This window comes from Rhizobium album (genome assembly GCF_003122325.1).
In the GTDB taxonomy this organism is placed as follows: Bacteria; Pseudomonadota; Alphaproteobacteria; order Rhizobiales; family Rhizobiaceae; genus Metarhizobium; species Metarhizobium album.
Window position 1 is genome coordinate 81,934 of sequence record NZ_QFBC01000003.1, and the last position, 26,614, is coordinate 108,547.

Here is a 26,614-nt window from a genome sequence, read left to right on the forward strand (position 1 = left end):
GGGTGGGCCGGTCGGTCACCCGACCTGATAGTGTTTCGCCACCTCTTCCAGGTGCCGGTTGGCGAAATAGACGGCTGCCTGCTTGCGCGACAAAGCTTCCCATTGCGGCGCGGCGGACAGGTCCGGCTCGATGCGTTCGGCCACCCGCGTCATCGCGCCGACCGCAGTGTCGAAGGACGGGAACCAGCCGGATCCGACCGCCGCCGAAATACCCGCCCCCAGCGCCGACGCTTCGTTCGAGAGGCTGCGCACCACCGGCAACCCGGTGGAGTCGGCAACGATCTTCAGCCACAACCGGCTGTCGGCGCCGCCGCCGATCACCAGGATCTGCTCCAGCGACAGGCCGGCCGCGCGCATCAGCTTCAGTGCCCGGGCAAATTCGAGCGTGATGGCTTCCAGCCCGGCGCGGTAGAGATGCGCCTGCGTGTGCTGCGGCCCGAGGCCGGTGAAGGTCGCCGTCGATTCGATATCCCAGTAGGGATCGAGGCAGCCCATCAGGTGCGAGCAGACGGTAACGCCTTCGGAGCCGACCGGCATCTTTAGCCCTGCTTCCTCCAGCCGGCGGAACGTCGCTTCCGACCGCCCTCCGGCAAAATTGTCGACGAACCAGTTGACGAAAAATGCACCGGCCCGCTGCACCGATTCCAGGATGTAGCCGTCGCCCGTCGGCGAGACCAGCGTCCGCCAGGCCTTGCTGATCTCCGCCGTCGGCGACCAGACGCCACCGACGACGGCCGTCCCGAGGTTGAGGTAGACGACACCGGGCTTGATCGCCCCGACGCCGAGGCCGGCGCACTGGCCGTCGCCGCCGCCGGCAAAAACCGGCGTCCCGGCCTTCAGCCCGGTTTCGGCTGCCGCCGTCTCGGTAATAGCGCCGACGCGTTCGCCCGGCCGCAGCAGCTTCGGCAGCTTTGTTGTCGGGATTTTCAGATGGTCGAGGATGGTGCGCGACCACTGCTTTTCATGGATGTCGAGAATGCCGAAGGGGTCGGCGCTGGTCCATGTCGCAGCCGAGGCTCCCGTCAGCCGCCGCGTCAGGAAGCCATGCACATCGACGATGCCGGCGGCACTGTCCAACAGCTCCGGCATATATTCCCGGTACCAGCGCAGCCGGTAGACGCAAGGGATACAATCCACCGGCTTGCCGGAGATGCGATGCATCTCATGGTCGCCGATTTCCGCCGCCATGACCTTGGTGATCTCGGCGGCCCTTCGGTCGAGCCAGAGCGTTGCCGGCGCCAGCGGCTTGCCGTCGGCATCGACGAGCGCCATGGTCTCGCGCTGGTTCGAAATGGCTATGCCGTCGATCAAGGCGGGATCGATGGCGCCGGTCACCTGCCGGATTGCCGTCACCGCCGAACGCCACCAGTCCTCGGCATTCTGCTCGGCACGCATCGCATCCGGCTGGAGGATGTCCAGCGGCGCGCGGCCTTCCGCCGCCGCCGTGCCGTCCTTTGCCCATACGATTGCCTTCACGGATTGGGTCGAGCTATCGATCCCAATCACATACCGCTCCTCCCGCGACATCCTGTCCTCCTCGTCAGACCTAGAGCAATTCCAGCAAAAGTGCGTAGCGGTTTTGCGTCCGGAATTGCGTAAAAACAAAGGGATAGAGCATTTTCGCGTTTCGGAGAAAAGCGGAAATTCTCTATTTGCCGAGCAACGCTTCTCCCGTCGCGATGTCGGTTACGAAATGGGTTGCGTAGCCACCGATCAGTGTCGCGTGGATCGCGGTGATCTTGGTTTTTCCTCCGGCAACGCAGATGCGGCTCGGCACCTGCTGCAGCTCTTCCAGCGCAAGGCCGACCATGCGATCGTCGAGATCGCCCAGCAACGGCCGGCCGGCAGCATCGATGAAGCGGCCGATGATCACGCCGACGGCGCCATGGCGGACATATTCGTCGATATCCTCCTGGCTGGCGATACCGGATGCCCGCACCGTGCTCTTCACGCCGATATCGCCGACGCCGAAGACGATCCGATCGGTGGAATGGATCAGCTCGAACTGCTTCTTCAGCACCGGCTCGTCGAGCAGCATCTCCTTGAGTTCACGCGTCGTCAGCACGGCGGGCGCCAGAAGATTGACGCAGCGCGCCTTGATGCGGCTCGACATCACCGAGGTGCAGAGTTCGGCGGAAAAATCCGGGCTTCCGGTCGAACTGCCGGTCACCTGCACGACGGTGAGATTTTCGATCGGCTGAGGCAGCGAAATCAGGTCGGCAACGGCAAGCACCGTGCGTCCCCAGGCGACCCCGATCGTATCGCCCGGCTTGATCTGCTCGGCGAGCACCCGCGCGCCCGCCTCGCCAAGCCGGTCGACCAGATGTCCATCGTCCAGCGACGGAATGATAAAAACACCGTCGAGGCCATATTTTTCGGTGAGTTTTCGCGCCAGCGTCGTCCGGCCGTTGGCTTCGCTGGAGATTCGGATCGACACGATGCCGCGCTCGCGCGCTTCCTGCAGATAGTTGACGATGGTGGCGCGCGAAACCCCGAGCCGCTTGGCGATCTCGCTCTGCGTCAGCTGGTCGGCATAATAAAGCCACGCCGCCCAGACGACGGCGTCGTCGAATTCCGTCGGCAGGTTCAGCGACCGATCCGGGGCCTGGCTCTTTTCTGAAATCATCTCGGACATGAAACGCACCTTGGCGGCAAGCGGTGGCATTTGTCAATTCCGCCTGTCTTCTGTCTTGACAAGTGCCAAGCAAGGGTGTCTTTTGTTCATCAAGAAAAAACGAGCAGGTCTAGGGATATGGAAACGGCATCGCAAACCACGCGCCGGGCCGATGCGCCGGCCGGCGGTTGGACAGCACAAATAGACGACATGGTCGCCGGCCGCTGGGTCAATCCGGAAACGGGCAAGCCCGCAAGCGTGCCTTATGAACGGATCGTCATCGAAGAGAGCCTTGACGGCGCCGAAGCCGATCTGGTTGCCAGCCTGAAGCTTGGCGAAAAATTCACCGTCGTCGCCGATGCCGATACCTGGGACGCCATGGGCTCCCGTATCGCCAAGTCGCTGAAAAGCCTCGGTCCTGTCGATACCGTCATCCTCGATCATCCGCATGCCGACATGGCGCATGTGGAGATGATGAAGGACAAGCTGAAACATTCCGAAGCCATCGTCGCCGTCGGTTCGGGCACGGTCAACGACCTCTGCAAGTTCGTTACCGGCCTCGACGGTCGCCGCTACTGTGTCTTCGGAACCGCCGGTTCGATGAACGGCTACACCTCCTCGACCGCTTCGATCACCCTCGAAAGCGGCCTCAAAGTATCCTTGCCGTCGCATACGCCGGCTGGTTTCTTTGTCGATCTCGGCGTTTCGGCCGCCGCTCCCAAGCATCTTGCCGCTGCCGGTTTTGCCGACTGCCTGGTGCGCTCCGTCGCGCAGGTAGACTGGTGGCTTTCGCACCGTCTGTTCGGAACCCTGTACAAGACGGTTCCCTACACCATCCAGGAACACGACGAGCGTGAACTCAACGCCCGTGCCGGCCTGCTGCCGAAGGGCGATGTCTCGGCCCAGGGCTATCTCTACCGTGTATTGACGCTCTGCGGCCTCGGCATTTCCTTCACCGGCATGTCGAACCACGGCTCGATGGGCGAACACCAGATCTCCCATTACATCGATTGCTTTGCCGGCGACCTGCACAAGGGCACGCTGCACGGCCAGCAGGTGGGCGCCGGCGTGCTCACCATGGGCCGCCTGCAGCAGCAGATGCTGGCGAGCGACAAGCCGCCGGTCATCAAGCAGACCCGGATCGATCGCGACGGCATGGCGAAACGCATGGGCGCCGAAGTCGCCGCGCAATGCTTTGCCGAAATCCAGCCGAAGATTTTTGACGAAAAAGGTGCGGCGGAACTCAACGCCAAGCTCGAAGCCCTGTGGCCCGAGCTGCGCCAGGAACTGCTGGCCTTCATCATCCCCATCGACGAAATGAGCCGGCTGCTTGCCGCTGCCGAAGGTCCGATGACCGGCCGCGACCTCGGCCTGCCCTCGGAATTCTACCGCGAGGCCGTCGTCCATTGCCGCGAAATGCGCAACCGCTATTCCTTCCTGGATCTCGCCGCCGATGCGGGCATCCTCGAAGAATTCGCAGCAGACGAGGTTTAAGCCATGCGCCCGGTAGCCGACATGCCGCTCGAGACCGCCGCAAATATCACGATCCTGTTTGCGGATATCGACGACACGCTGACCCATGAAGGACGGCTTCCGGGCTGCGCCTATCAGGCGCTCGAAGACCTGATGAAGGCGGGCATCGCCGTCGCACCGATCACCGGCCGCCCGGCCGGCTGGTGCGACATGATCGCCCGCATGTGGCCGGTCACCGGCGTCGTCGGCGAAAACGGTGCGTTCTATTTCTCCTACGACGAGGCGGCTCGCAAGATGCGCCGCAGCTTCGCCATTCCCGCCGAGACACGTGCGAAAGATCGCGAACGGCTGGTGTCCGTGCGCGAGCGCATTTTGCGCGAGGTGCCGGGTGCCGCCGTTTCCGCCGACCAGCTTTACCGCGAAGCGGATCTCGCCATCGATTTCTGCGAGGACGTGCCGGCCCTGCCGCGCGGTGATATCGACCGCATCAAGCAGATCTTCGAGGAGGAGGGCGGCGTCGCCAAGGTCTCGTCCATCCATGTCAACGGCTGGTTCGGCGAATACGACAAGCTGACCATGTCGAAGCGGTTTGCCCGCGAAATCCTCGATGTCGACCTCGACGCCGGGAAGGATCGCATCGTCTTCGTCGGCGACAGCCCCAACGACGCGCCGATGTTCGGCTTCTTCCCGAATGCCTGCGGTGTCGCCAACGTCCTGCATTTCCGCGGCCAGATGGAGGCGGAGCCGGCCTATGTGACGCAGAAGGAAGGCGGCTTCGGTTTCGTTGAGGTGGCCGAGCGGCTGCTGGCGGCGCGGCGCGCCAGGGCAGGTGCCGCATGACGACCCGGCGCTTCGACCTCGCAATCATCGGCGGCGGCATCAACGGCTGCGGCATCGCCCGCGATGCGGCCGGGCGAGGCCTCGGCGTTTTCCTTTGCGAGCAGGGCGACCTCGGCTCGGCGACGTCGTCGGCCTCGACAAAACTCATCCATGGCGGCCTGCGGTATCTCGAACATTACGATTTCAAGCTCGTCCGCCATGCGCTGACCGAACGCGAACGCCTCTGGGCGATTGCACCGCACATCATCTGGCCGCTGCGTTTCGTGCTGCCGCATCGCAAGGGCCTGCGCCCGGCATGGATGCTGCGGCTCGGCCTGTTCATCTACGACCATCTCGGCGGCCGCAAGATGCTGCCAGGCACCGAAACGCTCAGGCTGACCACCAATCCGCTCGGCGCGCCGCTGCACGATGTCTCGTCGGTCGGTTTCGAATATTCCGACTGCTGGGTACAGGACAATCGCCTGGTCGTGCTGAACGCCCGCGACGCCCGTTCCAAAGGCGCCGACATCCGCGTTCGCACCCGCTGCACCGAAGCCCGCCGGGAAAACGGCGAATGGCTGGTGACGGTGCAGGACACGGAAACCGGCGAACAGGAAACCATCCGCGCCCGGGCGCTCGTCAATGCTGCCGGGCCGTGGGTCGATCAGGTGTTGTCATCGACGGTCAAGCTCAAGGCGCCGGGATCTCTGCGGTTGGTGCAGGGCTCGCACATCGTCGTCGACAAGCTCTACGACCACGACCGCTGCTACATCTTCCAGAACCCGGACGGCCGGATCTTCTTCTCGATCCCCTACGAGGAAGATTTCACCCTCATCGGCACCACCGACCAGGATTTCAAGGGCGAACTGTCGAACGTCCGCGCCTCGGAGAAAGAGATCGCCTATCTCTGCGAAGCGGCATCCTCCTATTTCAGCAAGACGATCGCACCCGGCGACGTCGTCTGGAGCTATTCCGGCGTTCGCGCCCTGTTCGACAACGGCGCGGAAAACGCCCAGAAGACGACACGCGACTACGTGCTGGCCGTCGACAAGGAAAACGGCGCAGCCCCGCTGCTTTCCGTCTTCGGCGGCAAGATCACCACCTTCCGCTGCCTGGCGGAAGACGCGCTCGAACGGTTGGCGGCAATCTTTCCGGACTGGACCCGCCATGCCGGATGGACAGCCACCAAACCCTTGCCGGGCGGCGATTTTCCGGTCGGCGGCGCCGGCACGCTCGCAACGCACCTTCGGCGCGATTACCCCTTCCTAAGCGAGAAGGAAGCCCGTAGGCTGGTGAAACATTACGGCACGGACGCCCGCATCATTCTTGGCAGGGCGAAATCCGCAGCCGATCTCGGGCGCGACTTCGGAGGGTCGCTGACCGAAGCGGAAGTTCTCTTTCTCATGCAGCGCGAGTTCACGCTCTGCGCCGCGGATATCGTATGGCGCCGCACCAAGAGCGGCCTGAGGATGACAGCGCAGGAGATCGAAGCACTCGATCTCTGGATAACGGAATTACGGAAGGACATGGCGAAGCCGCTGATGAAGCAGGCGGGCTGACACGACAGCACCGGCGAAGAGTTTTCGCCGGTGCGGCAAATGCTTGAGGTACGGAATGCCGTCTAGAGAACCCCGGAGGAGGGGGCGAGACGGCAGGAGGAGGGACTGCAGGAATGGCCGTCGCACAGGTCAAACGTATCGCTATTTCGGATTCGCCGATTCCCTGGCTGGCGCCGCTCGTCGCGCTGCTGGTGGTCTTCACCATCTATCCGCTGTTCTACAATATCTGGCTGAGCTTCCACGAATATTTCCCGCGCAAGCGCGCCATCCAGTTTGTCGGCATGCAGAACTGGCAGCAACTCTGGGAAGACACCCGCTTCTGGAGTTCGCTCGGCGTCACCTTCGTCTATTTTGCCGTGGCGCTGGTCTTCGAGATCGTGCTCGGCATGGCGATCGCGCTGCTGCTCGATGCGGAATTGCCGGGTTTCGGCGGGCTGCGCGCCATCCTGTCGCTGACGCTGGTCATTCCGCCCGCCATCGCCGGCATGATGTTCCTGCTGATGGAGGACGCCCAGTTCGGGGTGCTGACCTATATACTCAACTCATTGGGATTGCTGGACAAGACGACACCGATCCTCGCCACGTCCTCCACGGCGCTGGCCGGCGTGCTGGTGGCCGAGATCTGGCAATGGACACCCTTCATGGTGCTGATCTTCATGGCCGGCCTGCGCTCGCTTCCGGCCGAGCCCTACGAAGCGGCGATGATAGACGGTGCCTCCGCCTTCCAGATGTTCCGCCGCCTGACGCTGCCGATGATGTCGAAGGTGATCGCCGTCGCCGTGCTGCTGCGTGGCATCGATCTGTTCCGTGTCTTCGACTACGTCTTCGTCATGACCTCCGGCGGGCCGGGCACGGCCACCTACACGCTGAGCCTCTATGCCTGGCAACAGACCTTCAGCTTCATCAAGTGGGGTTACGGCGCAACATTGAGCCTCGTCAGCCTGGCGATCATCATGGTGCTCGCCAATATCTTCATCCGTGTCTTCAAGGTGAGGTGGTAAGATGCACCAGAGTCGCGGTATCAGAACGCTTCGTACCATCGCCGGATGGCTCGTTGTCGGCGTCTTCTTCTTCCCGATCTATTTCTGGACGACGGTCGCTTTCCGCAACGCCAAGGATATTTTCAACTGGCCGCCGATCTTCGTCGATTTCGAGCCGACGGCGCGCAACTTCGAACAGGTCTTCGGCATATCGCTGGGTTTCGGTTTCGGTGCCCAGGAGGCGGTGACGCCGGGCGGCGGCAATTTCTACATGGCGCCGCGCCTGTGGGATTCAATCGTCATCGCCTCGATGTCGACCGTGCTTGCTATCGTCGTCGCCACGCTCGCCGCCTATTGCCTGTCGCGCATGCATTTTCGCGGACGGCATGAGTTCGTCAACTGGGTGCTGTCCACCCGCATGATGCCGCCGGTGGCCGTCGCCGTGCCGATGTTCTTCATCTTCAAGCAGTTCAGCCTGCTCGACACCTATCTCGGCGTCATCCTGGTACACGGGTTGATGAACCTGCCGCTGGCGGTGCTGCTGATGAAGAGCTTCTTCGACGACATCCCGTCCGAGATCGACGAGAGCGCGCTGCTCGACGGCGCCTCGCGCTGGACCATCTTCCGGCGCATCGTCCTGCCGATGGCCAAGGGCGGCATCGCCGCCACCGCCGTGCTCTGCTTCATCTTCTCATGGACGGAATTCCTGTTCGTGCTGACGCTGACGCAGACCAGCATCAAGACCGTTCCGGTCGTCTCCTCCACCTTCGTGACCTCGATCGGTACGGCCTGGGGGAACATGGCGGCGCTGGGTGCCGCGGCGATCGTACCTGCCTTCATCGTGATCATGCTGGTGCAGCGCCACCTGGTGCGCGGCCTGACGATGGGATCGCTGAAACAGTAATCCGCCGGACGGGACGGGAGAGCCCGCCGGCAGACCAGAGGATGAATGAACCGCGGGGAACAATGACGTTGCCCCGCATTGAGGAGGAGAGACATGAAAGACAGCATCAGAAAAGGCTATCTGGCCAACATAACGGACAAATATGTCCGCGGTCAGATGGACCGTCGCGATTTCCTGCGCTTTGCCGGCAAGCTTGGCCTCGGCGCCAGCGCCCTCGGCATGGGTTTTGGCAATCGCCCCTTCTTCGGCATGTCCAGCGCCCAGGCGCAGGAAGCCTACCAGCCTTCGCCGGATGTCATCGCCTGGCTGAAGGACGTGGGCAAGCCCTTCGCCGGCACGACGCTGAAGCTGGCAACGGAATCCACCCCGCCGTCCAATGCCATCAACTCGCAGCTCAAGAAATATTTCGAGGAAGCGACCGGCATCAAGGTCGAGATCGAAGTCTTGCCGCTGGAGCAGGTCCTGCAGAAGCTGACGCTCGACGTCGCCTCCTCGCTCGGCACCTACGACCTCTATTACATCGACCAGAGCTGGGCGGCGAGCTTCAGCCAGGACGTCTTCGATCCGCGTGAGCAGTATTCGGCCAAGGCCGACCTCGCCATGCCGAACTACAATCTCGACGACTTCCTGCCGGCGCTCGTCGACGGTATCGCCAAGTACGAGGATCGTTGGGTCGGCGTACCTTACGACATCCCGATCTTCATCATGATCTACCGCAAGGACATCTACGAGAAGCTCGGCCTCAAGGCACCGGCGACGCTCGAGGAGCTGTACACCAACTCCAAGGCCATCACCGACCAGATGGGTCCGAACACCTACGGTTATGCCGGCCAGATGAAATCGGGCCATTATGCGCTGGAATGCGAATGGACCTCGTTCCTCTGGGGCCATGGCGGCTCGATCTTCAATGCCGACAAGAAGTTCAGCGGCAATGACGAGCAGGGCATCGCAGCCCTCGACTACTACAGCAAGCTCCGGGCGATCATGCCCCCGGGCGTCGACGGCTGGACCTGGGACGGTCAGGGACAGGCGGTTGCCCAGGGCGTTGCCGCTTCCATGCTCTCCTGGGGTGAATTCTTCCCCTATTTCGACGATCCGAGCCAGACGAAGATCTCCGGTCTTTGCGAAGCCGTCGTTCCGCCGCAGCCGATCGCGCTGCGCACGGTCAAGGAAACCGGCTACGGCGAAATCCCCGGCGTCGGCCACCAGGGCGGTTCCTCGCTCGCCGTGTCGAAATATTCGAAGAACCCGGATGCAGCATGGCTGTTCATGCAGTGGGCCACCTGCGCCGATACCCAGGTGGGCATCACCGTGCTGGGCGGCGGCACCGGCCCGACGCGCTCCAGCGTCTATGACGATCCGCGCATCAAGGCCAACGCCCGCGTCGGCGCCGGCACGACCCGCCACCTGCAGGTCGTGCGCGAAACCATCGCCAACCACATGGGCTCCGAGCCGGACCTGCCGGAATGGGCACAGATCTCCTCCGACACGATCCCGGTCGGCCTCGGCAAGTATTTCGCCGGCGGCTACGGCTCGTCGAAGGAAGCCATGGACGACATCGCCGGCCAGGTCGAAGGCATCCTGAAGGGCTGATCGACAGCAAGCGTGAAGGCGGCCGGCCGGGCAGGGGCCCGGCCGGCCGTATCCAGCATAAAGGGAGAGGAGCCTCGCCCAGGGGCAGGCTCGTGAATGTCGAGGAGGAGTTCATGGACAAGAAACCGTTGGTCGCCATCACCGGCGCCAGTTCCGGCATCGGGGAATCGACGGCACGCGCCTTTTCGGCAGCCGGCCACCCGTTGCTGTTGATGGCGCGCCGGCTCGACCGGCTGAAAGCGCTCAACCTGCCGAACGCCGTCCTGCGCCAGGTGGACGTGCGCGACCGCGCCGCGATCGCCGCAGCCGTCGCCGACGCCGAAGCGGAACATGGCCCCGTCGACATGATGTTCGCCAATGCCGGCATCGCCCGTCTCGGCGATATCGCCAAGCAGCCGGCCGAAGACTGGGACGAGATGATCGACATCAACGTCAAGGGCGTGATGAACACGGTTCACGCCGTCATGAACGGCATGATCGAGCGCAAGCAGGGCACGCTGGTGATGATGAGCTCGATTGCCGGCCGCAAGGTCTATCCGGATCACACCGTCTATTGCGGCACGAAATTTTTCGTCCATGCCGTCTCCGAAAGCCTGCGGGAATATCTGGCGCCGCACGACGTGCGTGTTATCGTCTTGTCGCCCGGCATCATCGACACGGAAGTGCTGGATCACGTCAAGGACGAGACGACGCTGGCCAACTACAAGGCCAACAAATCGGCGATCGGCGGCGGCATCCCGGCCGATATCGTCGGCGACCTGATTCTCAATGCCTACCAGCTGCCGCAGCGGGCGCTCGTGCAGGAAATCGTCATCACGCCGACACGGCAGAAATACTGAGGCGCGCCGCGCCTCGGCTCTCTTGAAATAATGCAGTTATGGCGCCGGTCGGGCGCAGTGGAGCGTGTTCATGGCAACTGTGGAATATAACAGGATCGGCAAGTCCTTCGGAGCGGTCAACATCATGCGCGACGTGTCGTTTCGCATCGAGGAACACCAGTTCGTCGTGCTTCTCGGCCCCTCCGGTTGCGGCAAGACCACGCTCTTGCGCATGACCGCCGGCCTGGAAACAGTCAGCGAAGGCGACCTGATGATCGGCGGCAAGCGGGTGAACGACGTCCATCCGCGTGACCGTGACATCGCCATGGTGTTCCAGAACTACGCGCTCTATCCGACGATGAAGGTCTACGACAACATCGCCTTCAGTCTCGAAGTCGCCAAGGTGCAGACCGACGAGATCAAGCGGCGCGTCGAGGCGGCGGCCGAAGTCCTGAACCTGACGCCTTACCTGCAGCGTTATCCCAAGGAACTGTCCGGCGGCCAGCGCCAGCGTGTCGCCATGGGCCGCGCCATGGTGCGCGAACCCTCGGTGTTCCTGTTCGACGAACCGCTGTCGAACCTCGACGCCAAGCTGCGCGCCCACATGCGCACCGAGATCCGCCAGCTCCACAACCGGCTGAAAACCACCACCATCTACGTTACCCACGACCAGATCGAGGCGATGACCATGGCCGACAAGATCGTCGTCATGCGCGCCGGCAAGATCGAGCAGATCGGCTCGCCCGACGAGGTCTACGATACGCCGGCGAGCAAATATGTCGCCGATTTCATCGGCTCTGCCGCGATCAACTTCATGCCGGGCACGGTGGTGACGGGCGAGGGGCAGCCGGCGGTCGATACCCCGAACGGCCGGATCCGCGTCCTGCCCGGTGCCGCGGTCAAGCCCGGCCAGAAGGTCATCTGCGGCATCCGCCCGACCGACGCCGTCGTCAGCGACGACGGCCCGATCCGCACCAGGGCGTTGCTCGTCGAACGCATGGGCCACGACGTGCAACTCTGCACCGCCGCACCCGCCGGCCAGTTCCTCGCCATCGTCGATCGCTCGCGACCGTTCGCGGAAGGCGTTGAAGTCCGTTTCGACGCGGCCCCGGAAAAGGTGCACGTCTTCGACGCCGAAACGGAAATGCGCCTCTGAGACACGACAGGGCAGGGCGCAAAGGGCGCCTTCGCAGATCGCATGTAGCACAATCACAAGGCCACGAGATCGTCGCCTGATGCGCCGCGCTTGCATCGTCAATCCAGCGGGTTTCGCACCTCGCTCAGCCGACGGCCTCTATGAAGCTCAGATTCCCGACCCGTCGAGTTCTTCGTCATCCTTGCCCTGCCAGGCGGAAGGCAACATTATCCGATCGACGTCGGCCGCGGGCATGGGCATCCAGCATTTCAGTTCCGGCTCCGCATATTCGATAATCCGGCCTGGAGCCGAATCGGAAGAACGCCAGGCTTCTCCACCGAACTGATCGCCATTCGACCAGTAGGCGAGATCGACGGCGCCCGGCCCCTGTTCCGATGGCCGGATCGTAACGAGGATACGGCTGCCGTCCCTCGGCGCGGTTCGCATATGTCGCCAGCGGCCTGGTTCTTCCATTGTTGTCTCCTTCTCCCTGGATGCCGGAGTGTCACCTCAGACGTCGGAACGGTCAACTCGTAGTTTGCCAGAAGGTCAGCGGCCACGACGACACACCTGCTGAAACAGACGCGCGAAATTCCGCGCTTTCATCGTTCACGCCAGCCTGAGCATCGCCATGTCGCCGTTGCCGAGAGCGGCGAGATTGGCCTCGATCTTGTCGATCGGCCAGGCCCACCAGGCGAGATGAAGAAGCGCGTCGATAACGTCGCCGGGATAACGCATGCGAATAATGGACGCCGGGTTGCCTCCGACCACGGCGTAGGGCGGAACATCACGGGCAACGACCGAGGCCGCGGCGACAATCGCGCCCGCGCCAATATGCACGCCGGGCATGATCGCCGCGTCATGGCCAATCCATACGTCGTGGCCGACAACCGTGTCCTTTACCGGCAGGTCCTTGCAGCCGAAGGTCTCCGGCTTGAAGATCCGAAAAGGGTAGGTGGTGAAACCTGTCGCGAACGCCATGCCCGAGATACGGAGCCAGAATTGCGGCCGTGTCTTCCGGCTTTCCGGAATGCGTATAATAACTGAAATCACCGATCTCCATCCGCGGATGATCTATGACACTCTTCAGATAGACCGTGTCGCGATAGACGGTCCCGTCGGGCAGGGTAATGGGATGAACAGCATTTGCATCGAGAAGAGCCATGAAGAACCTTTGAACTGCCAGTCACGCGGACAAAAGCCTCGTGCCCGTGGCAATCTTTTTCGTGAGGCTAGTGTCTTCGAGCGGGTAAATCCATGTCCAGGGGGAATTCGATGTTTGTTTCAGAGGCTTTTGCGCTCAGTTCGGCAGTCTGTATCGCACTCAGTTCGATGTTCATCAACGAACTCAACGGACGCGTACCGCTGCTCCGGCTTGCACGTTGGCAGATCACGGCGGGCTTCGTGATCACGGCCTGTGCCGCCTTGGCCCTGGGAGGGTGGAGAACGCTCGAAAGCTGGCAGGTTTGGTATCTGGCAGCCTCTGGCGTCTTCGGCATCGCCATTGCCAGCACGACCTATTTCGCCGCCATCTACATTGCCGGCCCACGCCTGACGGCCTTGCTGTTCTCGCTGGCATCTCCCTTCGCGCTGATCATGGGATACGTCGCATTCGGCGAAACGATCACCGGAACTCAGGGGCTCGGCGTCGGTCTGATCCTGACGGGGATCATCATCGCGATCGGTGTTCGCCGCCGTCGCCCGCCGGCAATGATGCCATTTTCCGACGCACAACCGAACGATTCCATCGTTCCTGTGGGGCCGCCGCCGTCCTTGCTTGGAATTTCTCTCGTAATCCTCACGGCTTTTGGCCAGGCGCTTGGCAGCCTGCTGGCACGACCCGCGATGGCGTCAGGCGTCGAACCGTTCACGGCCATGGCAATTCGATCGGGATTGGCAGTGATCTTCTTCTGAGCCTTGCTTGCGCTGCCGGCGGTCCGACGGCAAGCCGCGAGCAGGTTTCACCCGGCCGATCTCGGCATTGCGATCACGGCGGCATTTTTCGGCACGGCGCTCGGCATGTCACTCCTGATGGCCGCGCTGAACACCGGAAATGTCGGGATCGTTTCGACGCTTTCTTCCATGACGCCCGTCGTCATCCTGCCGATGGTCTGGTTGAGAAGCGGCCAGATGCCACGCCTGCATGCGTGGGGCGGAGCCGCGCTCGCTGTTATCGGAACCGCATTGATCAGCGTGCATTAGCGTCGGTTTCACACTGCGGATTGCGACGGGCGAGCAGACAGGGACTGGGCATTCTAACTTTGCGACTACATAAATAAATTGCATAATCTACATTATGGAACTAAAACATATTCCAAATTCACTTCCACGCAGCCGACTGCACAACATCTTGTCGACTTAATTTCCCCAAATCCTTCATCGATAGCCATGTGACTGGAATCGCGATGCAAGTCTTCGATGACTTTTGCAATGGCGGAACAAACAGCCGGTATTCCCGTTGACGACAACAGCGGACGAAGTCAGAGGATGCAGAATTGCGAATGATTATGCTGGCGATACTGGCTGTCATGGTGGGATCGATCCTGGCCATACCGCTGCTCCAGGCCCGTGATACGGGTGCCGTCAAATCGGCCAGTGAAATGATCGAGCCATGACCTCCGAATATTCAGCCCGGCCTGCCATGGTTAATTCCGTGTATCCTCGATTTCAGGTTAATGCCGCTACTGCCTGCAAAGCGATCTTGAGCGGCACAAAACCGCGAAAAATGCGCACGAAAATGACATTTCCTAAAAATTGAATTTTTCGTCTAACCCCAATTTAAGTGCCCCGTGGCATTCAGGTCGCATGGTTCGAGAACCTAATCATTAAGCACTGATAGGGAAATCATGTCTGCCAAATCTCCGCGATCTGGAACGTGCAGCGTAATACCGGCGCTTCTCCGGAACCGGAGCGGGAACTTTGGTGTGCTGACGGCGCTTCTTTTGCCTTTGCTGATCGTCGCCGCCGGCGGTTCGGTCGATCTCGGCCGCGCCTACCTCGAAAAAACCCGCCTTCAGGGCCTTCTCGACTCGGCAACCCTGGCAGCCGTAACCAAATCCGACGACGCCAGCCAGCTCGCCGAAGCCAAGGCGATGCTCGCCAAGCAGGTCGATCCGCAAATCGACATCGACGAGTTGCTCGGCCTCTCCAAAAACCCCGATGGCAGCCTCACCGCCACCCTCGATTCGTCGGTCAAGACCCCGTTCCTCGCTCTTCTCGGCATCGAAACCTTGCCGATCAACGTCGCGTCGACGGCAATCGCCAGCCAGGCCAGCAACGGAGCCTGCGTCTATGTGCTCGGCAATGAGAACCAGGCCGTGCTGATCAATTCCGGTGCCAACGTCTATTCCGAACGATGCAGCATCCAGGTACATTCCACCGCCAATCCTGCCTATATCATGAATTCCGGCTCCAAGGTCGATACCGCCAAGTTCTGCGTCAAGGGCACGCAATACATCAAGAACGGCGGCACGCTGACCAATGTCGAGCATGGCTGCGCCGCACAGGCAGACCCCTATGCCGGCAAGCTGCCGGAACCTGTCGTACCGACGACCTGCACCACCAGTGGCGCCAGGGACGGCCAGACGATCAGCCTCAATCCCGGTGTCCATTGCGACACCACCTTCAACGGCAGCCCGACGATTACCTTCCAGCCCGGTCTGCACATCATCAAGGGCCGGATGATCGTCAACAGCAATGCGACCATCCATGCCGAAGGCGTGACATTCTACTTCCCTGACGTCAACAGCGAGCTGCGCGTCAACGGCGGTGTCAAATTCACCGGAACGGCCCCGACCAGCGGCACCTACAAAGGCATATTGATGTTCGAAAAGACCAGCAATGCCGCCAACAACGCCAGCAAGCAGCAATATATCTTCAACGGCTCGAAGGGCGAAGTGCTGGAAGGCATCATCTATCTGCCGAACAGGAACGTCACCTACAACTCGACCACCAACCAGGTTAGCCGCATCTCGCTGGTGGTCAACACCATGATCATGAATTCCGCCAACTGGCTGATGGAGCCCTATTCCGGCAGCGGCGGCAGCGGCGCTGTGGCGAACGTCCGCCTGGTAAAGTGACGCAAACCGCCCCTGCCCGGCGAAGAACAGCATGAGACCCGGCCAGCGCCGGGTCTTTCGTCTTCAGATCGTCATCGACGGCTGGCTCAGCACCAGGGTTTTGCCCTGGCGCCGCTCTTTGGCCGGGCAAGGCCGAGCGACAGCAACTCGTCGGCCAGCGATTTGCCGCCGCGGGTGAGTATCCTGAACTTGTCATCCTTTCCTTCCCCATCCTCGCCCCCGGCAGGCGCAAGGTCGAACGGGCCGGCGTTCAGGAATTCCTTCAATTTGACGGCGGCTGCAAAGCCGCGGCGGCGTTCGTCGTCGCAACCGGCCTGGTGCATGCCTGGCGCATCGATGCCGGCGAGGCGGATCTTCATGCCCCGGTGCCAGAACGTCGCGCCATCGACGACACAGTTCTTCAACCCGGTGGTGCCGCAATAGGCGAAATGCGCCTTGTAGCCCTCGCCCGCCAACGGCTCGTCGAGCTTGCGTTCCTGCGGCACCGGGATGGCTGCAACATCCTTCTGCGTTTTTGTGCCGGCACGACTTGCCTGTGGCAGCGCACGTTCCTCGACAACGGTCTTGCGGCTGATCGATGCGGTTTTTTCGGGTGACGTCTCCTTGCGCTGTTCGGCCTCCTTTTTGAAGACGACGATCTGGCTCGGCGTTTGCGGCAGCCAGTCGGTGCGGTGTTCATAGGCATAAAGCCCGCCGGCAGTCAGAACCGTCAAGGCCAGCCAGGGCCATGCGCGCTTCGACGTCCGCGGCGCCTTCGACCGGCGGCCCGTCGTCTTGCGCCGAGCCCCACCCTTTGCTTTTGCCATAACCCCGACCCTTCCTGCTTTCGGCGGGATTATGCGACTCTATGGTTTCCGAATCCTTTTCAAGGCCGCCATTTTGGCACGACCACAGAAAATGCCCGGCTGGAACCGTATCAGACGAAGAAGCCGGACAGGCCCTGCCCGGCGCTATAGGCAGCATAGACCAGCACGCCGAAATAGAGCGTCGTCGCCAGAAGGAAGAAATAGCCGGCAAGCACGGTCATCCCGTCGCGCTGCAACATGCCGATGGCCAGCAACAGGATGGCAACGCCCGGCAGCGTGTTGGAAAACGGAATCAGCCCAAGAGGGAACATCAGCAGGATGCCGCCATACATGATGGCGGCACCGTTGAGGCGGTTGGCGAGGCCGGCCATCGTCAGGAATCGCAGGCGCGGCCGCACGAAACGGTCGAGCTTGGACACCATGTCGGCCCCCTTGCGCAGCGTCGGTACCAGCTTTTCCGTCTCGATCTGGCGATTGAGCAAGCGTGCGGGCAGCCAGGGCATGCGATTGAGAATGATGGCGAGGCTGATCATGATGATCGCCGCACCAAACACCGTGCTGACGCCTGGAATGGAAACGGGAATGAGGAAGGGCAGGGTTAAAAGCGCGCACAGGAACAGGAAACCCTGCTCACCCATGGCCGTCATCAACTGACGCAGCGTTATGGTCTGCCCCTCGATGCTGGCAATCGTCCGATAGAGCGTATCGCTCATCTTTTCGGTGCTGTCGGCAAATTCAATGGTCACGTCGCGCATTCCTCGTTGAAGGCGACGAAACTAGCGAATGGAGCCTGAAAATGAAATAGTCGTGGCGCAAGCCACGGCCACAGCGCCACCGTAAACCGGTGGCGCTGTCATGGAGTCGCGATGGATTGCAAGCTCAGCGGCGGCTGAGCACACCCAGCATGTAAGCGATGCCGGCGGTGGCGATCAGCGTGAACAGCGGCTCTTCCCGCACCTTGTCGCGCGCCCGCTCCATCAGCAGGTTTGCCTCTTCCGCCGCAGCCGCCTTGGCGCCGTGGCCGAGGGCTGCAACACTTTCGGAAAGCTTGGCAAGGTCGGCGCGCAAGGTGGCGATCTGGTTGGCAAGATCGTCGGCTGCCATCTCGGCTTCTATCTTGGCGGTGGCGGTCTTCAGCTCGGCCATGGAAATCTCCCTTTGAATGCCTGTGTTAAACGCCGAGTTTGGCTTTTTGGTTCCCGCACCGCAACAGTTTCATCGTCGCAGCCGGCTGATGCGGCGCCCTGTGCTGCTTTTCACCGTACACAGCTTCATTTCCTGTGCAGATTGATTTAAGGAACGTCGATTGTTTCGCCGCAAGGGCGCGGAAATTGACACGAGGTTTGCATACCGATGCTTGAACTGCTGAGAAAGGGCGCCCGCACCTGGGTCGCCAAGGGTCTCCTCCTGCTTCTGGTCCTCTCCTTCGGCATATGGGGCGTTTCGCGTTCGATCGTTCATGATATGTCGAACAGCGTGATCAGCGTCGGCGACCAGAAGGTCTCGGCCAACGAGTTCCGCCTCGCCTATCATCGACAGGTCGCCAATCTCAGCCGCCAGTTCGGCACGGAGCTGACGCCGGAGCAGGCGCGCGCCTTCGGCATCGACCAGCAGGTCTATGCCCAGCTCGTCGCCGGCGCCGCGCTCGACCAGCTGTCGGAAGACCTGCATCTCGGCCTTTCCGAAGACCGCCTTGCGACGCTGATCGCCGAAGACCCGGCCTTCCGCGCCGTCAACGGCCAGTTCGACCGCCAGCTCTTCTCGACGCGCCTGCGCAATGCCGGCCTGCGCGAGGACGACTATATCCAGGAGCGCAGCAAGGTTGCCGTGCGCAGCCAGATCGTCGATGCCGTTTCCGACGGCTTCACGCCGCCGGCAACCCTGGTTGCCGCGCTGAAGCATTACCGTACGGAAAGCCGCGGCATCGACTACCTGCTTTTGACCAACGCCAATATCGATCCGATCAAGACCCCGGCGGACGATGTGTTGCAGAGCTGGTTCGACGGTGCCAAGGCCCGTTATCGCGCTCCGGAATACCGCAAGATCACCTTCGTGAAGCTCGAGCCCTCCGACATCGCCGCGCCCGCCGATATCACCGAGGACGCCATCAAGGAAGACTTCGAGAAGCGCAAGGAAAGCTACCGCACGCCGGAAACCCGCACCATCGAACAGCTGACCTTCACCGACAAGGAAATGGCCGATGCCGCCGCCACGGCGCTGCAGAACGGCACGACCTTCGACCAGCTGGTCACCGACCAGGGCAAGACGCCGGCCGACGTGCTGCTCGGTGATTTCACCCGTGACGGCATGGTCGATGCGGCCGTTGCCGATGCCGCCTTCGCGGTGAAGGCGAGCGGCGGCACCACGCCGGTCGTCCAGGGTTCCTTCGGCCCGGTCATCGTCCGCGTCACAAATATCCGCGCCGAGACCACCAAGACGCTGGATGACGTCAGGGAAGACATTCGCCGCGAGCTGGCGCTTGCCGCCGCAAGCCAGGAAATTCTCAACGTCCACGACCGTTTCGAAGACCTGCGTGCCTCCGGTTCGACACTGGAAGACGCCGCCAAGGAACTCAAGCTGTCGGCAGTGACCGTCAATGCCGTCGATGCCAGCGGTCTCGATCAGCAGGGCGAACAGGTCAAGGATCTTCCGGCCGCAGCATCCTTGATCTCCGATGCCTTCAAGGCCGACGTCGGCGCCGAAACGACGCCGGTGTCGCTCGGCAGCGACGGTTACGTCTGGTTCGAGGTGGACGACGTGATCGCCGAGCGCGACCGCCCGCTGACCGAAGTCCGCGAGAAGGCGCTGGCCGATTGGACCGCGGAGCAGCAGAAGGCAGCGCTTGCCGCCAAGGCCGCCAGCCTCAAGGACGAAGTCGCCAAGGGCAAGCCGCTGGCGGACCTCGCTACGGAGATGGGAATCGCCGTCGAGACAAAGACCGGCCTGCGCCGCAACAGCGACGATCCGGTTCTCGGCCGCACCGCCGTGACTGCCGCATTCGGCGGCCCGCTGGGCACCGTCGCCAATGCCGCCAGCGCCGATGGCGAAGGCCAGATCCTGCTGAAGGTCACCGAAGTCAACGAACAGCCGACCACCGACGTGCTGGCCAACGACGATGCGGAAATCAAGGCGATCGCCGGCGCTGCCGGTGACGACATCCTCGACCAGATGGTCAGCGAACTGCAGACGCAATACGGCGTCTCCATCAACCGGACGCTCGCCGAACAGGCGATGACCGTCCGATAACAGCGGGATTGGGGGAGACATGTCGCTGCTGAAACCCTTGATCGCCAAGGTGGCCAACCGCCAGGCGCTGTCCCGCGAGGAATCGCGTAACGCCTTCGACATCCTGATGTCGGGCGAGGCGACGCCCTCGCAGATCGGCGGACTGCTGATGGCCATGCGCGTGCGCGGCGAGACCGTCGACGAGATCGTCGGCGCGGTCGAGACCATGCGGGCGAAAATGTTGCGGGTCGAGGCGCCCGCCGATGCCGTCGACATCGTCGGTACCGGCGGCGACGGCACCGGCACCTACAACATCTCCACCCTCGCCTCGCTGATCGTCGCCGGTGCCGGCCTGCCGGTCGCCAAGCACGGCAACCGGGCGCTCTCCTCGAAATCCGGCGCCGCCGATGCGCTTTCGGCGCTCGGCGTCAATCTCGATATCGATGCCGAGCATATCGGCCGCTGCATCAGCGAAGCCGGCATCGGCTTCATGTTCGCCCAGATGCACCATTCGGCCATGCGCCATGTCGGCCCGAGCCGCGTCGAGCTCGGCACAAGGACGATCTTCAATCTTCTCGGTCCCCTCTCCAATCCGGCCGGCGCCAGGCGGCAACTCCTCGGCGTCTTCGCGCCGCAATGGGTCGAGCCGCTGGCCGAAGTGCTGCGCGACCTCGGCTCCGAATCGGTCTGGGTCGTGCATGGCGACGGCATGGACGAGATCACCACGACGGGCACCACCAAGGTGGCCGCCCTCGAAGACGGGAAGATCCGCCAGTTCGAACTGACGCCGGCCGATTTCGGCGTCGAAACGGCAACGCTCGCCGACCTCAAGGGCGGCGACGGCGAAGCCAATGCGGCATCCCTGCGTGCCGTACTGTCTGGCGTCCGCAACGCCTACCGCGACATCTCGCTCTGCAATGCCGCTGCGGCCCTGGTCGTCGCCGGCAAGGCATCGACCATCCGCGAGGGTATGACGCTCGCCACCCAGTCCCTGGAAAGCGGCGCCTCCGCTGCCGCGCTCGACCGCCTGGTGGCCGTGTCCAACGAAAAGGAGTGAGCGCGATGACCGACATCCTGCGCAAGATCGAAGCCTACAAGCGCGAAGAGATCGCAAGCGCCAAGACGCGCGTGCCGCTCGACGAGTTGAAGGCCATCGCCGCTGGCCAGCCCGCGCCCCGTGGCTTCCTCGACGCGGTGCGCCGCAAGCAGGCCGACGGAAAATTCGGGCTGATCGCCGAGATCAAGAAGGCAAGCCCGTCGAAGGGCTTGATCCGCCCGGATTTCGATCCGCCCGCACTCGCCGCAGCTTATGAAGCCGGTGGCGCCGCCTGTCTTTCGGTGCTGACGGACACGCCGAGCTTCCAGGGTGCCCCGGAATTCCTCACCGCCGCCCGCGCCGCCTGCAGCCTGCCGGCGCTGCGCAAGGATTTCATGTTCGATACCTACCAGGTGCATGAAGCCCGTGCCTGGGGCGCCGATTGCATCCTGCTGATCATGGCAAGCCTGTCCGACGACGATGCCCGCCGCCTGGAAGACGAAGCCTTCGCGCTTGGCATGGACGTGCTCGTCGAAGTCCACGATGCGGAAGAAATGGAACGGGCGCTGAAACTCGCCTCGCCGCTCATCGGCATCAACAACCGCAACCTGCGCACCTTCGACGTCAGCCTCACGGTCAGCGAACAACTGGCCTCGATGGTGCCGGGTGACCGGCTGCTGGTGGGCGAAAGCGGCATCTTCACCCATGCCGATTGCGAGCGGCTGCGGGCCTGCGGCATCACCACCTTCCTCGTCGGCGAGAGCCTGATGCGCAAGGACGACGTCACCGCCGCCACCCGCACCCTGCTCACCGGTGACGCCGGCACCGTGGCTGCCGCCTGATGTCGGAAGTCCGCCTTACCCATATCGGCGCCTCGGGCGAGGCGTTTATGGTCGATGTCGGCGACAAGGCCGAGACCGTGCGTGTCGCCACCGCCGAGGGATTCGTCCGCATGGCGCCGGAAACCCTGGCGCTGATCCGTGAAGGCAATGCCAAGAAGGGCGACGTCATCGGCACCGCCCGCCTCGCCGGCATCATGGCCGCCAAGCAGACGGCCAACCTCATTCCGCTCTGCCACCCGCTGATGCTCACCAAGGTGAGTGTCGACATCACCCAGGATGACACCCTGCCCGGCCTCAGGATCACGGCGACGGCAAAACTCACCGGCCGCACCGGCGTCGAGATGGAGGCGCTCACTGCCGTCTCCGTCGCGGCGCTGACCATCTACGACATGGCCAAGGCAGCCGACAAGGCCATGGAGATCGGCGGCATCCGCCTCGTCGAAAAAACCGGCGGCAAGTCGGGCGACTATCGCCTGCCGGAGGCCCTGAGATGAGCCTGCTCGCCGTCGCCGCGGCGCAGGAGCGCCTGCTCTCCAGGACCGAACCGCTAATCGACATCGAATCGGTGTCGCTGCATGCCGCCGATGGCCGCGTACTGGCGGAAGATCTCGCCGCCCGCCTGACCCAGCCGCCCTTCGACGCTTCGGCCATGGACGGTTATGCGCTGCGCAGTGGCGATGCCTCACAAATCGGCAGCGAACTAACCGTCATCGGCACGTCGTCCGCCGGCCACGCCTTTTCCGGCACGGTCGGACAAGGTGAGGCGGTGCGCATCTTCACCGGCGCTCCCGTGCCGGCCGGCGCCGATGTCGTGCTGATCCAGGAAGATGCCGAACGGCTCGACGGCAACCGCATCCGCAACAGTTTCGTGCCGATCGCCGGCCGCCACATCCGCCCGCGTGGCCAGGATTTCGCCGAAGGCGAGGTAGTGCTGAAACGCGGCACGCCGCTCGATTTTTCCAGGCTGACGGTTGCGGCGGCGATGAACCATGCCACCCTGCCCGTCTATCGCCGCCCGCTGGTCGCCGTCATCGCCACCGGTGACGAACTGGTGACGCCGGGCAATCAGCCGGGCATGGCCCAGATCGTCGCGTCCAACACTTATGGCATTTCAGCGCTCGCCCGCAATGCCGGCGCCGATATCCTCGATCTCGGCATCGTGCCCGACGACAAGCAGCAGATCACTGCTGCGATCGACCGCGCCCGCGAGGATGGCGTCGATGTCATCGTGACGCTCGGTGGCGCCTCGGTCGGCGATCACGACCTCGTCCAGTCGACCATGGTCGATGCCGGCATGCAGCTCGATTTCTGGCGTATCGCCATGCGTCCCGGCAAGCCGCTGATGGTCGGCAGCCTCGGCAACACGCATGTGCTCGGCCTGCCCGGCAATCCGGTCTCGACGCTGGTCTGCGGCCTGCTGTTCCTCGAACCCCTGCTGCGCAAGCTTTCGCACCTGCCGCCCGCAAGGCGGGAGGCAACAGCCCTTGCCGCCGCAGCCCTGCCCGCCAACGACCAGCGGCAGGATTATCTGCGCGCCAGGCTGAGCCGCGATGCCGAAGGCAACCTTCTGGCGGAAAGCTATGGCAAGCAGGATTCGTCGATGATGAAGATTTTTGCCCATTCCGATTGCCTGATCATCCGCCCGCCGCATGCCCCGGAACTGCCGGCCGGCCTGCCCTGCCCGATCCTGCTCCTGCGCCCCGGGACAGTATCCGCGGACCGCTGAAAACTCTGGCTGGAGGGGCGAAAGCCGCGCCGCAGCGCTTCCTGGCCCGCTTGGCAGGAACTATCCCCGGCATTTTCGGTTGACGACGGAAGATTTGGTGGACCGCCGGAAACAAGCGGCCCTAAATCGATTCCACGGGGAATCAGCCGGATGGGGAAGTAACGCATGCTGGAACGCACGCCGAAGCACAAGGAACTGCAGATCGGCTTCAAGATGCTGTGCGAAAAATTGCTGACGCGCGAAAGCTTCCTGATCATGGAAGCCGGCTGGAAGCAGAAGCATGGGCGCACCGCCGTCTCCACCGCCGACCTGACCATCAAGCGGCCCTCCGAGGCCGACCTGACAGTCGTCGAGGCAAAGTTCTACCGCAGCCGCCGGGTCGATCTCACCCTGTTCCGCAATGCGCTGGAAGAGCTGAAGAAACATCGCGACGCCAAGAAGGCCAAGAACGCGATGATGATCGTCACCTGCGAGATCACGCCGGCGATGCGGGCCGAAACGGAGCGCCACGGCGCCGCGCTTTGGGGCCTCGCCGACCTCCTGCTGCTCACCGCCAAGACGCCGACGCTCGCCGATACGCTTGCCGACCTGCTGCGCGAGGCCGATCCGGGCGCGGCCGGCCGCGAACTGTTTTCCGACGAGCTTCAGCAACTGGAAGAGCAGTCGCCGCGCATCAAGACCAAGAACGAGGGAGCGCGCCTGATCGCCGATCTCGACCAGGTCAAGCCGGGCCGCGAAGGCGTGAAGAAATTCGAGCAACTGTGCGACAAGGCGATCCGCTACCTGTTCGCCGACCAGTTCCAGCGCTGGAATTCGCAGCCGCATATCGACGACCGGCTGCACCGCCCCAACCTCATCGCGCGCCTCGTGCCGAAACACGAATTCTGGATCTCGCTGAGCGAGGATTTTCGATGCCGCTACGTCCTGTTCTCATTCGAAAACGACACGGAGCCGCTGGATCAGGGCGATATCCTGTCGAATGTCCGGCATCTGTCCACCGGCGCCCTGCGTACCGTGCTGGTGATCGTCTGCCGCGGCGGCCTCGACGCCGGCGCGCGGCGGGCCATGCAATCCGCCCTGCGCGAGGACGGGCATTTCATTCTGACGCTCACCTTGGCGGAGTTGAAGGACATGCTGACCGCCAAGGACGGCGGCGACGAATTCAGCGACGTGCTGATCGACCGTTCGGCAGACTTGCTGACGGACCTGACGCCGTAACAATCCCCTGAAATGCAAAAACCGGCCAACGGCCGGTTTTCAACTGCATAAAATCTTTATGATCAGATCCTCGGGCTTCACAAAAAGCCCGAAGACCCCAAAACCTATCAAACCAGCCGGCTCTGCTCCAGCGCGGCCTCGATGAAGCTCGCAAAAAGCGGATGCGGCTCCAGCGGGCGGCTCTTCAGCTCGGGGTGATACTGCACGCCGATAAACCACGGATGATCCGGATACTCGATCGTTTCCGGCAGCACGCCGTCCGGCGACATGCCGGAGAAGACGAGGCCGCAGCTTTCCAGCCGGTCCTTGTAGTCGATGTTGACTTCGTAGCGGTGGCGGTGACGCTCGGAGATGTCGGTCGAGCCGTAGATATCCGCAATCTTCGTGCCCTTCTTCAACGCCGCCTTGTAGGCGCCAAGACGCATCGTGCCGCCAAGGTCGCCGGCAGCAGAACGCTTCTGCAACTCGTTGCCCTTGACCCATTCCGTCATCAGGCCGACGACCGGCTCCTTGGTCGAGCCGAACTCGGTCGAGGATGCGGCTTCGACACCCGCCAGATTGCGGGCCGCCTCGATGACGGCCATCTGCATGCCGAAGCAGATACCGAAATAGGGCACCTTGCGTTCACGGGCAAACCGCGCCGCCAGGATCTTGCCTTCCGACCCGCGCTCGCCAAAACCGCCCGGAACGAGGATGCCGTGCACCTTTTCGAGATAGGGCGCCGGATCTTCCTTCTCGAAGACTTCCGATTCGATCCATTCGAGCTTGACCTTGATATGATTGGCGATACCGCCGTGATGCAGCGCCTCGATCAGCGACTTGTAGGCGTCCTTGAGGCCGGTGTACTTGCCGACGATGGCAATGGTCACCTCGCCTTCCGGCGTGCGGATGCGGTTGCAGACCTCTTCCCACTGCTCCAGGCGCGGCTTCGGCGCCGGCTCGATACCGAAGGCGGCCAGCACCTCGTTATCGAGGCCTTCCTTGTGATAGGCCATCGGCACGTCGTAGATGTTGGCGACGTCGAGCGCCTGGATGACGGCCGATGGCCGCACGTTGCAGAACAGCGACAGCTTGCGGCGTTCCGGTTCCGGAATTTCGCGGTCGGCGCGCACCAGCAGGATGTCGGGATGGATGCCGAGCGCCTGCAGTTCCTTGACCGAATGCTGCGTCGGCTTGGTTTTCAGCTCGCCGGCGGCCGGGATGTAAGGCATCAGCGTCAGGTGGACAAAGATCGCCGTGCCGCGCAGCAGGTCGTTCTTGACCTGGCGGATGGCTTCCATGAACGGCATCGCCTCGATGTCGCCGACGGTACCGCCGATCTCGCAGATCACGAAGTCGTAGTCTTCATTGCCTTCGGTAATGAAGTCCTTGATCTCGTTGGTCACATGCGGGATGACCTGGACGGTGGCGCCGAGATAGTCGCCGCGACGTTCCTTGTCGATGATGTTCTTGTAGATCCGGCCGGTGGTAATGTTGTCGGTCTTGGTCGCGGAGCGACCGGTAAACCGTTCATAGTGGCCGAGATCGAGGTCGGTTTCCGCACCGTCGTCGGTCACGAAGACCTCGCCGTGCTGCGTCGGGCTCATGGTGCCCGGATCGACGTTGAGATAGGGGTCGAGCTTTCTCAGGCGCACGCGGTAACCGCGTGCCTGCAAAAGAGCCCCGAGAGCCGCAGCCGCAATTCCTTTGCCAAGAGAAGAAACCACGCCGCCAGTGATGAATACATATCGCGCCATGGGAGTCACCGGTTACCTTTTCACAAACGATTCCACCAGCCCAAAAATCCA

24 protein-coding genes and 1 pseudogene are annotated in these 26,614 nt (G+C 62.7%); 17 read left to right on the forward strand and 8 right to left on the reverse strand.

What is annotated here, in order from left to right:
- Positions 1–15 precede the first annotated feature (15 nt).
- Positions 16–1,506, reverse strand: coding sequence for an FGGY-family carbohydrate kinase (locus DEM27_RS08595; protein ID WP_245445736.1), 1,491 nt, complete (start codon positions 1,504–1,506; stop codon positions 16–18).
- A gap of 142 nt (positions 1,507–1,648) precedes the next feature.
- Positions 1,649–2,635 (reverse strand): sugar-binding transcriptional regulator, encoded by a 987-nt coding sequence (locus tag DEM27_RS08600; RefSeq protein WP_109458189.1) that lies wholly within the window; start codon positions 2,633–2,635, stop codon positions 1,649–1,651.
- A 117-nt stretch (positions 2,636–2,752) separates the two neighbouring features.
- Here DEM27_RS08600 and DEM27_RS08605 point away from each other — a divergent pair, with 117 nt between their 5' ends.
- The 8 genes from DEM27_RS08605 to DEM27_RS08640 all read left to right on the forward strand — a co-directional run bounded on the left by DEM27_RS08605 (position 2,753) and on the right by DEM27_RS08640 (position 11,916).
- Positions 2,753–4,108 (forward strand): iron-containing alcohol dehydrogenase, encoded by a 1,356-nt coding sequence (locus DEM27_RS08605; RefSeq protein ID WP_109457819.1) that lies wholly within the window; start codon positions 2,753–2,755, stop codon positions 4,106–4,108.
- Positions 4,109–4,111: 3 nt separating this feature from the next.
- A complete protein-coding gene (locus tag DEM27_RS08610; protein WP_109457820.1) occupies positions 4,112–4,927 on the forward strand; it encodes an HAD-IIB family hydrolase in 816 nt (271 codons plus the stop codon).
- Positions 4,924–6,465 carry a glycerol-3-phosphate dehydrogenase gene (gene glpD, locus DEM27_RS08615; protein WP_109457821.1) on the forward strand — a complete coding sequence of 514 codons (1,542 nt, stop codon included), beginning with the start codon at positions 4,924–4,926 and terminating at the stop codon, positions 6,463–6,465. Before DEM27_RS08610 ends, glpD begins: the two co-directional genes overlap by 4 nt.
- Positions 6,466–6,578: 113 nt before the next feature.
- Positions 6,579–7,466 (forward strand): carbohydrate ABC transporter permease, encoded by an 888-nt coding sequence (locus tag DEM27_RS08620; RefSeq protein WP_109457822.1) that lies wholly within the window; start codon positions 6,579–6,581, stop codon positions 7,464–7,466.
- A 1-nt stretch (position 7,467) separates the two neighbouring features.
- Positions 7,468–8,349 (forward strand): carbohydrate ABC transporter permease, encoded by an 882-nt coding sequence (locus DEM27_RS08625; RefSeq protein ID WP_109457823.1) that lies wholly within the window; start codon positions 7,468–7,470, stop codon positions 8,347–8,349.
- A gap of 93 nt (positions 8,350–8,442) precedes the next feature.
- Entirely contained in the window at positions 8,443–9,942 is a 1,500-nt protein-coding gene (locus DEM27_RS08630) for an ABC transporter substrate-binding protein (RefSeq protein WP_109457824.1), read from the forward strand.
- 113 nt (positions 9,943–10,055) lie between these two features.
- On the forward strand, positions 10,056–10,781 hold the full coding sequence (locus DEM27_RS08635; protein ID WP_109457825.1) for an SDR family oxidoreductase: 726 nt from the start codon (positions 10,056–10,058) through the stop codon (positions 10,779–10,781).
- Between the two features lie 70 nt (positions 10,782–10,851).
- Positions 10,852–11,916, forward strand: coding sequence for an ABC transporter ATP-binding protein (locus DEM27_RS08640; RefSeq protein ID WP_109457826.1), 1,065 nt, complete (start codon positions 10,852–10,854; stop codon positions 11,914–11,916).
- A gap of 147 nt (positions 11,917–12,063) precedes the next feature.
- On the opposite strand, the gene DEM27_RS08645 is transcribed toward DEM27_RS08640, so the two are convergent.
- Complete coding sequence (locus tag DEM27_RS08645; protein ID WP_109457827.1) at positions 12,064–12,369, reverse strand: hypothetical protein; 306 nt, start codon at positions 12,367–12,369, stop codon at positions 12,064–12,066.
- Positions 12,370–12,504: 135 nt separating this feature from the next.
- Positions 12,505–13,060 (reverse strand): annotated as a pseudogene (locus DEM27_RS08650) (LbetaH domain-containing protein).
- 110 nt (positions 13,061–13,170) lie between these two features.
- Between DEM27_RS08650 and DEM27_RS08655 the strand changes: the two are divergent.
- From DEM27_RS08655 to DEM27_RS08665, 3 genes are all read left to right on the forward strand, one after another.
- Positions 13,171–13,809, forward strand: coding sequence for a DMT family transporter (locus tag DEM27_RS08655; protein WP_165823376.1), 639 nt, complete (start codon positions 13,171–13,173; stop codon positions 13,807–13,809).
- A 3-nt stretch (positions 13,810–13,812) separates the two neighbouring features.
- Positions 13,813–14,097 (forward strand): DMT family transporter, encoded by a 285-nt coding sequence (locus DEM27_RS08660; RefSeq protein WP_109457829.1) that lies wholly within the window; start codon positions 13,813–13,815, stop codon positions 14,095–14,097.
- 722 nt (positions 14,098–14,819) lie between these two features.
- On the forward strand, positions 14,820–15,974 hold the full coding sequence (locus tag DEM27_RS08665; RefSeq protein WP_245445738.1) for a Tad domain-containing protein: 1,155 nt from the start codon (positions 14,820–14,822) through the stop codon (positions 15,972–15,974).
- Positions 15,975–16,060: 86 nt separating this feature from the next.
- On the opposite strand, the gene DEM27_RS08670 is transcribed toward DEM27_RS08665, so the two are convergent.
- The 3 genes from DEM27_RS08670 to DEM27_RS08680 form a co-directional block, all read right to left on the reverse strand.
- Positions 16,061–16,780, reverse strand: coding sequence for a thermonuclease family protein (locus DEM27_RS08670; protein ID WP_109457831.1), 720 nt, complete (start codon positions 16,778–16,780; stop codon positions 16,061–16,063).
- Between the two features lie 110 nt (positions 16,781–16,890).
- Entirely contained in the window at positions 16,891–17,526 is a 636-nt protein-coding gene (locus DEM27_RS08675; protein WP_109458190.1) for an exopolysaccharide biosynthesis protein, read from the reverse strand.
- A gap of 133 nt (positions 17,527–17,659) precedes the next feature.
- Positions 17,660–17,926 (reverse strand): hypothetical protein, encoded by a 267-nt coding sequence (locus DEM27_RS08680; protein ID WP_109457832.1) that lies wholly within the window; start codon positions 17,924–17,926, stop codon positions 17,660–17,662.
- Between the two features lie 207 nt (positions 17,927–18,133).
- On the opposite strand from DEM27_RS08680, the gene DEM27_RS08685 reads away from it, so the two are divergent.
- From DEM27_RS08685 to DEM27_RS08710, 6 genes are all read left to right on the forward strand, one after another.
- Positions 18,134–20,026, forward strand: a complete 1,893-nt coding sequence (locus DEM27_RS08685) for a peptidylprolyl isomerase (protein ID WP_109457833.1) — start codon at positions 18,134–18,136, stop codon at positions 20,024–20,026.
- 19 nt (positions 20,027–20,045) lie between these two features.
- Positions 20,046–21,062: an anthranilate phosphoribosyltransferase gene (gene trpD / locus DEM27_RS08690; protein ID WP_109457834.1), complete on the forward strand. Its 1,017-nt coding sequence runs from the start codon at positions 20,046–20,048 to the stop codon at positions 21,060–21,062.
- Positions 21,063–21,067: 5 nt separating this feature from the next.
- A complete protein-coding gene (trpC, locus tag DEM27_RS08695; RefSeq protein WP_109457835.1) occupies positions 21,068–21,883 on the forward strand; it encodes an indole-3-glycerol phosphate synthase TrpC in 816 nt (271 codons plus the stop codon).
- Entirely contained in the window at positions 21,883–22,377 is a 495-nt protein-coding gene (gene moaC / locus DEM27_RS08700) for a cyclic pyranopterin monophosphate synthase MoaC (protein WP_165823377.1), read from the forward strand. The genes trpC and moaC overlap by 1 nt, the downstream gene beginning before the upstream one ends.
- Positions 22,374–23,609, forward strand: coding sequence for a molybdopterin molybdotransferase MoeA (locus tag DEM27_RS08705; protein WP_109457837.1), 1,236 nt, complete (start codon positions 22,374–22,376; stop codon positions 23,607–23,609). The genes moaC and DEM27_RS08705 overlap by 4 nt, the downstream gene beginning before the upstream one ends.
- 165 nt (positions 23,610–23,774) lie before the next feature.
- On the forward strand, positions 23,775–24,827 hold the full coding sequence (locus DEM27_RS08710; RefSeq protein WP_109457838.1) for a restriction endonuclease: 1,053 nt from the start codon (positions 23,775–23,777) through the stop codon (positions 24,825–24,827).
- A 107-nt stretch (positions 24,828–24,934) separates the two neighbouring features.
- Here DEM27_RS08710 and DEM27_RS08715 read toward each other — a convergent pair whose 3' ends face one another.
- The gene (locus tag DEM27_RS08715; RefSeq protein WP_109457839.1) at positions 24,935–26,563 is read right to left on the reverse strand and encodes a CTP synthase; all 1,629 of its coding nucleotides are present in this window, start codon (positions 26,561–26,563) and stop codon (positions 24,935–24,937) included.
- Positions 26,564–26,614 lie beyond the last annotated feature (51 nt).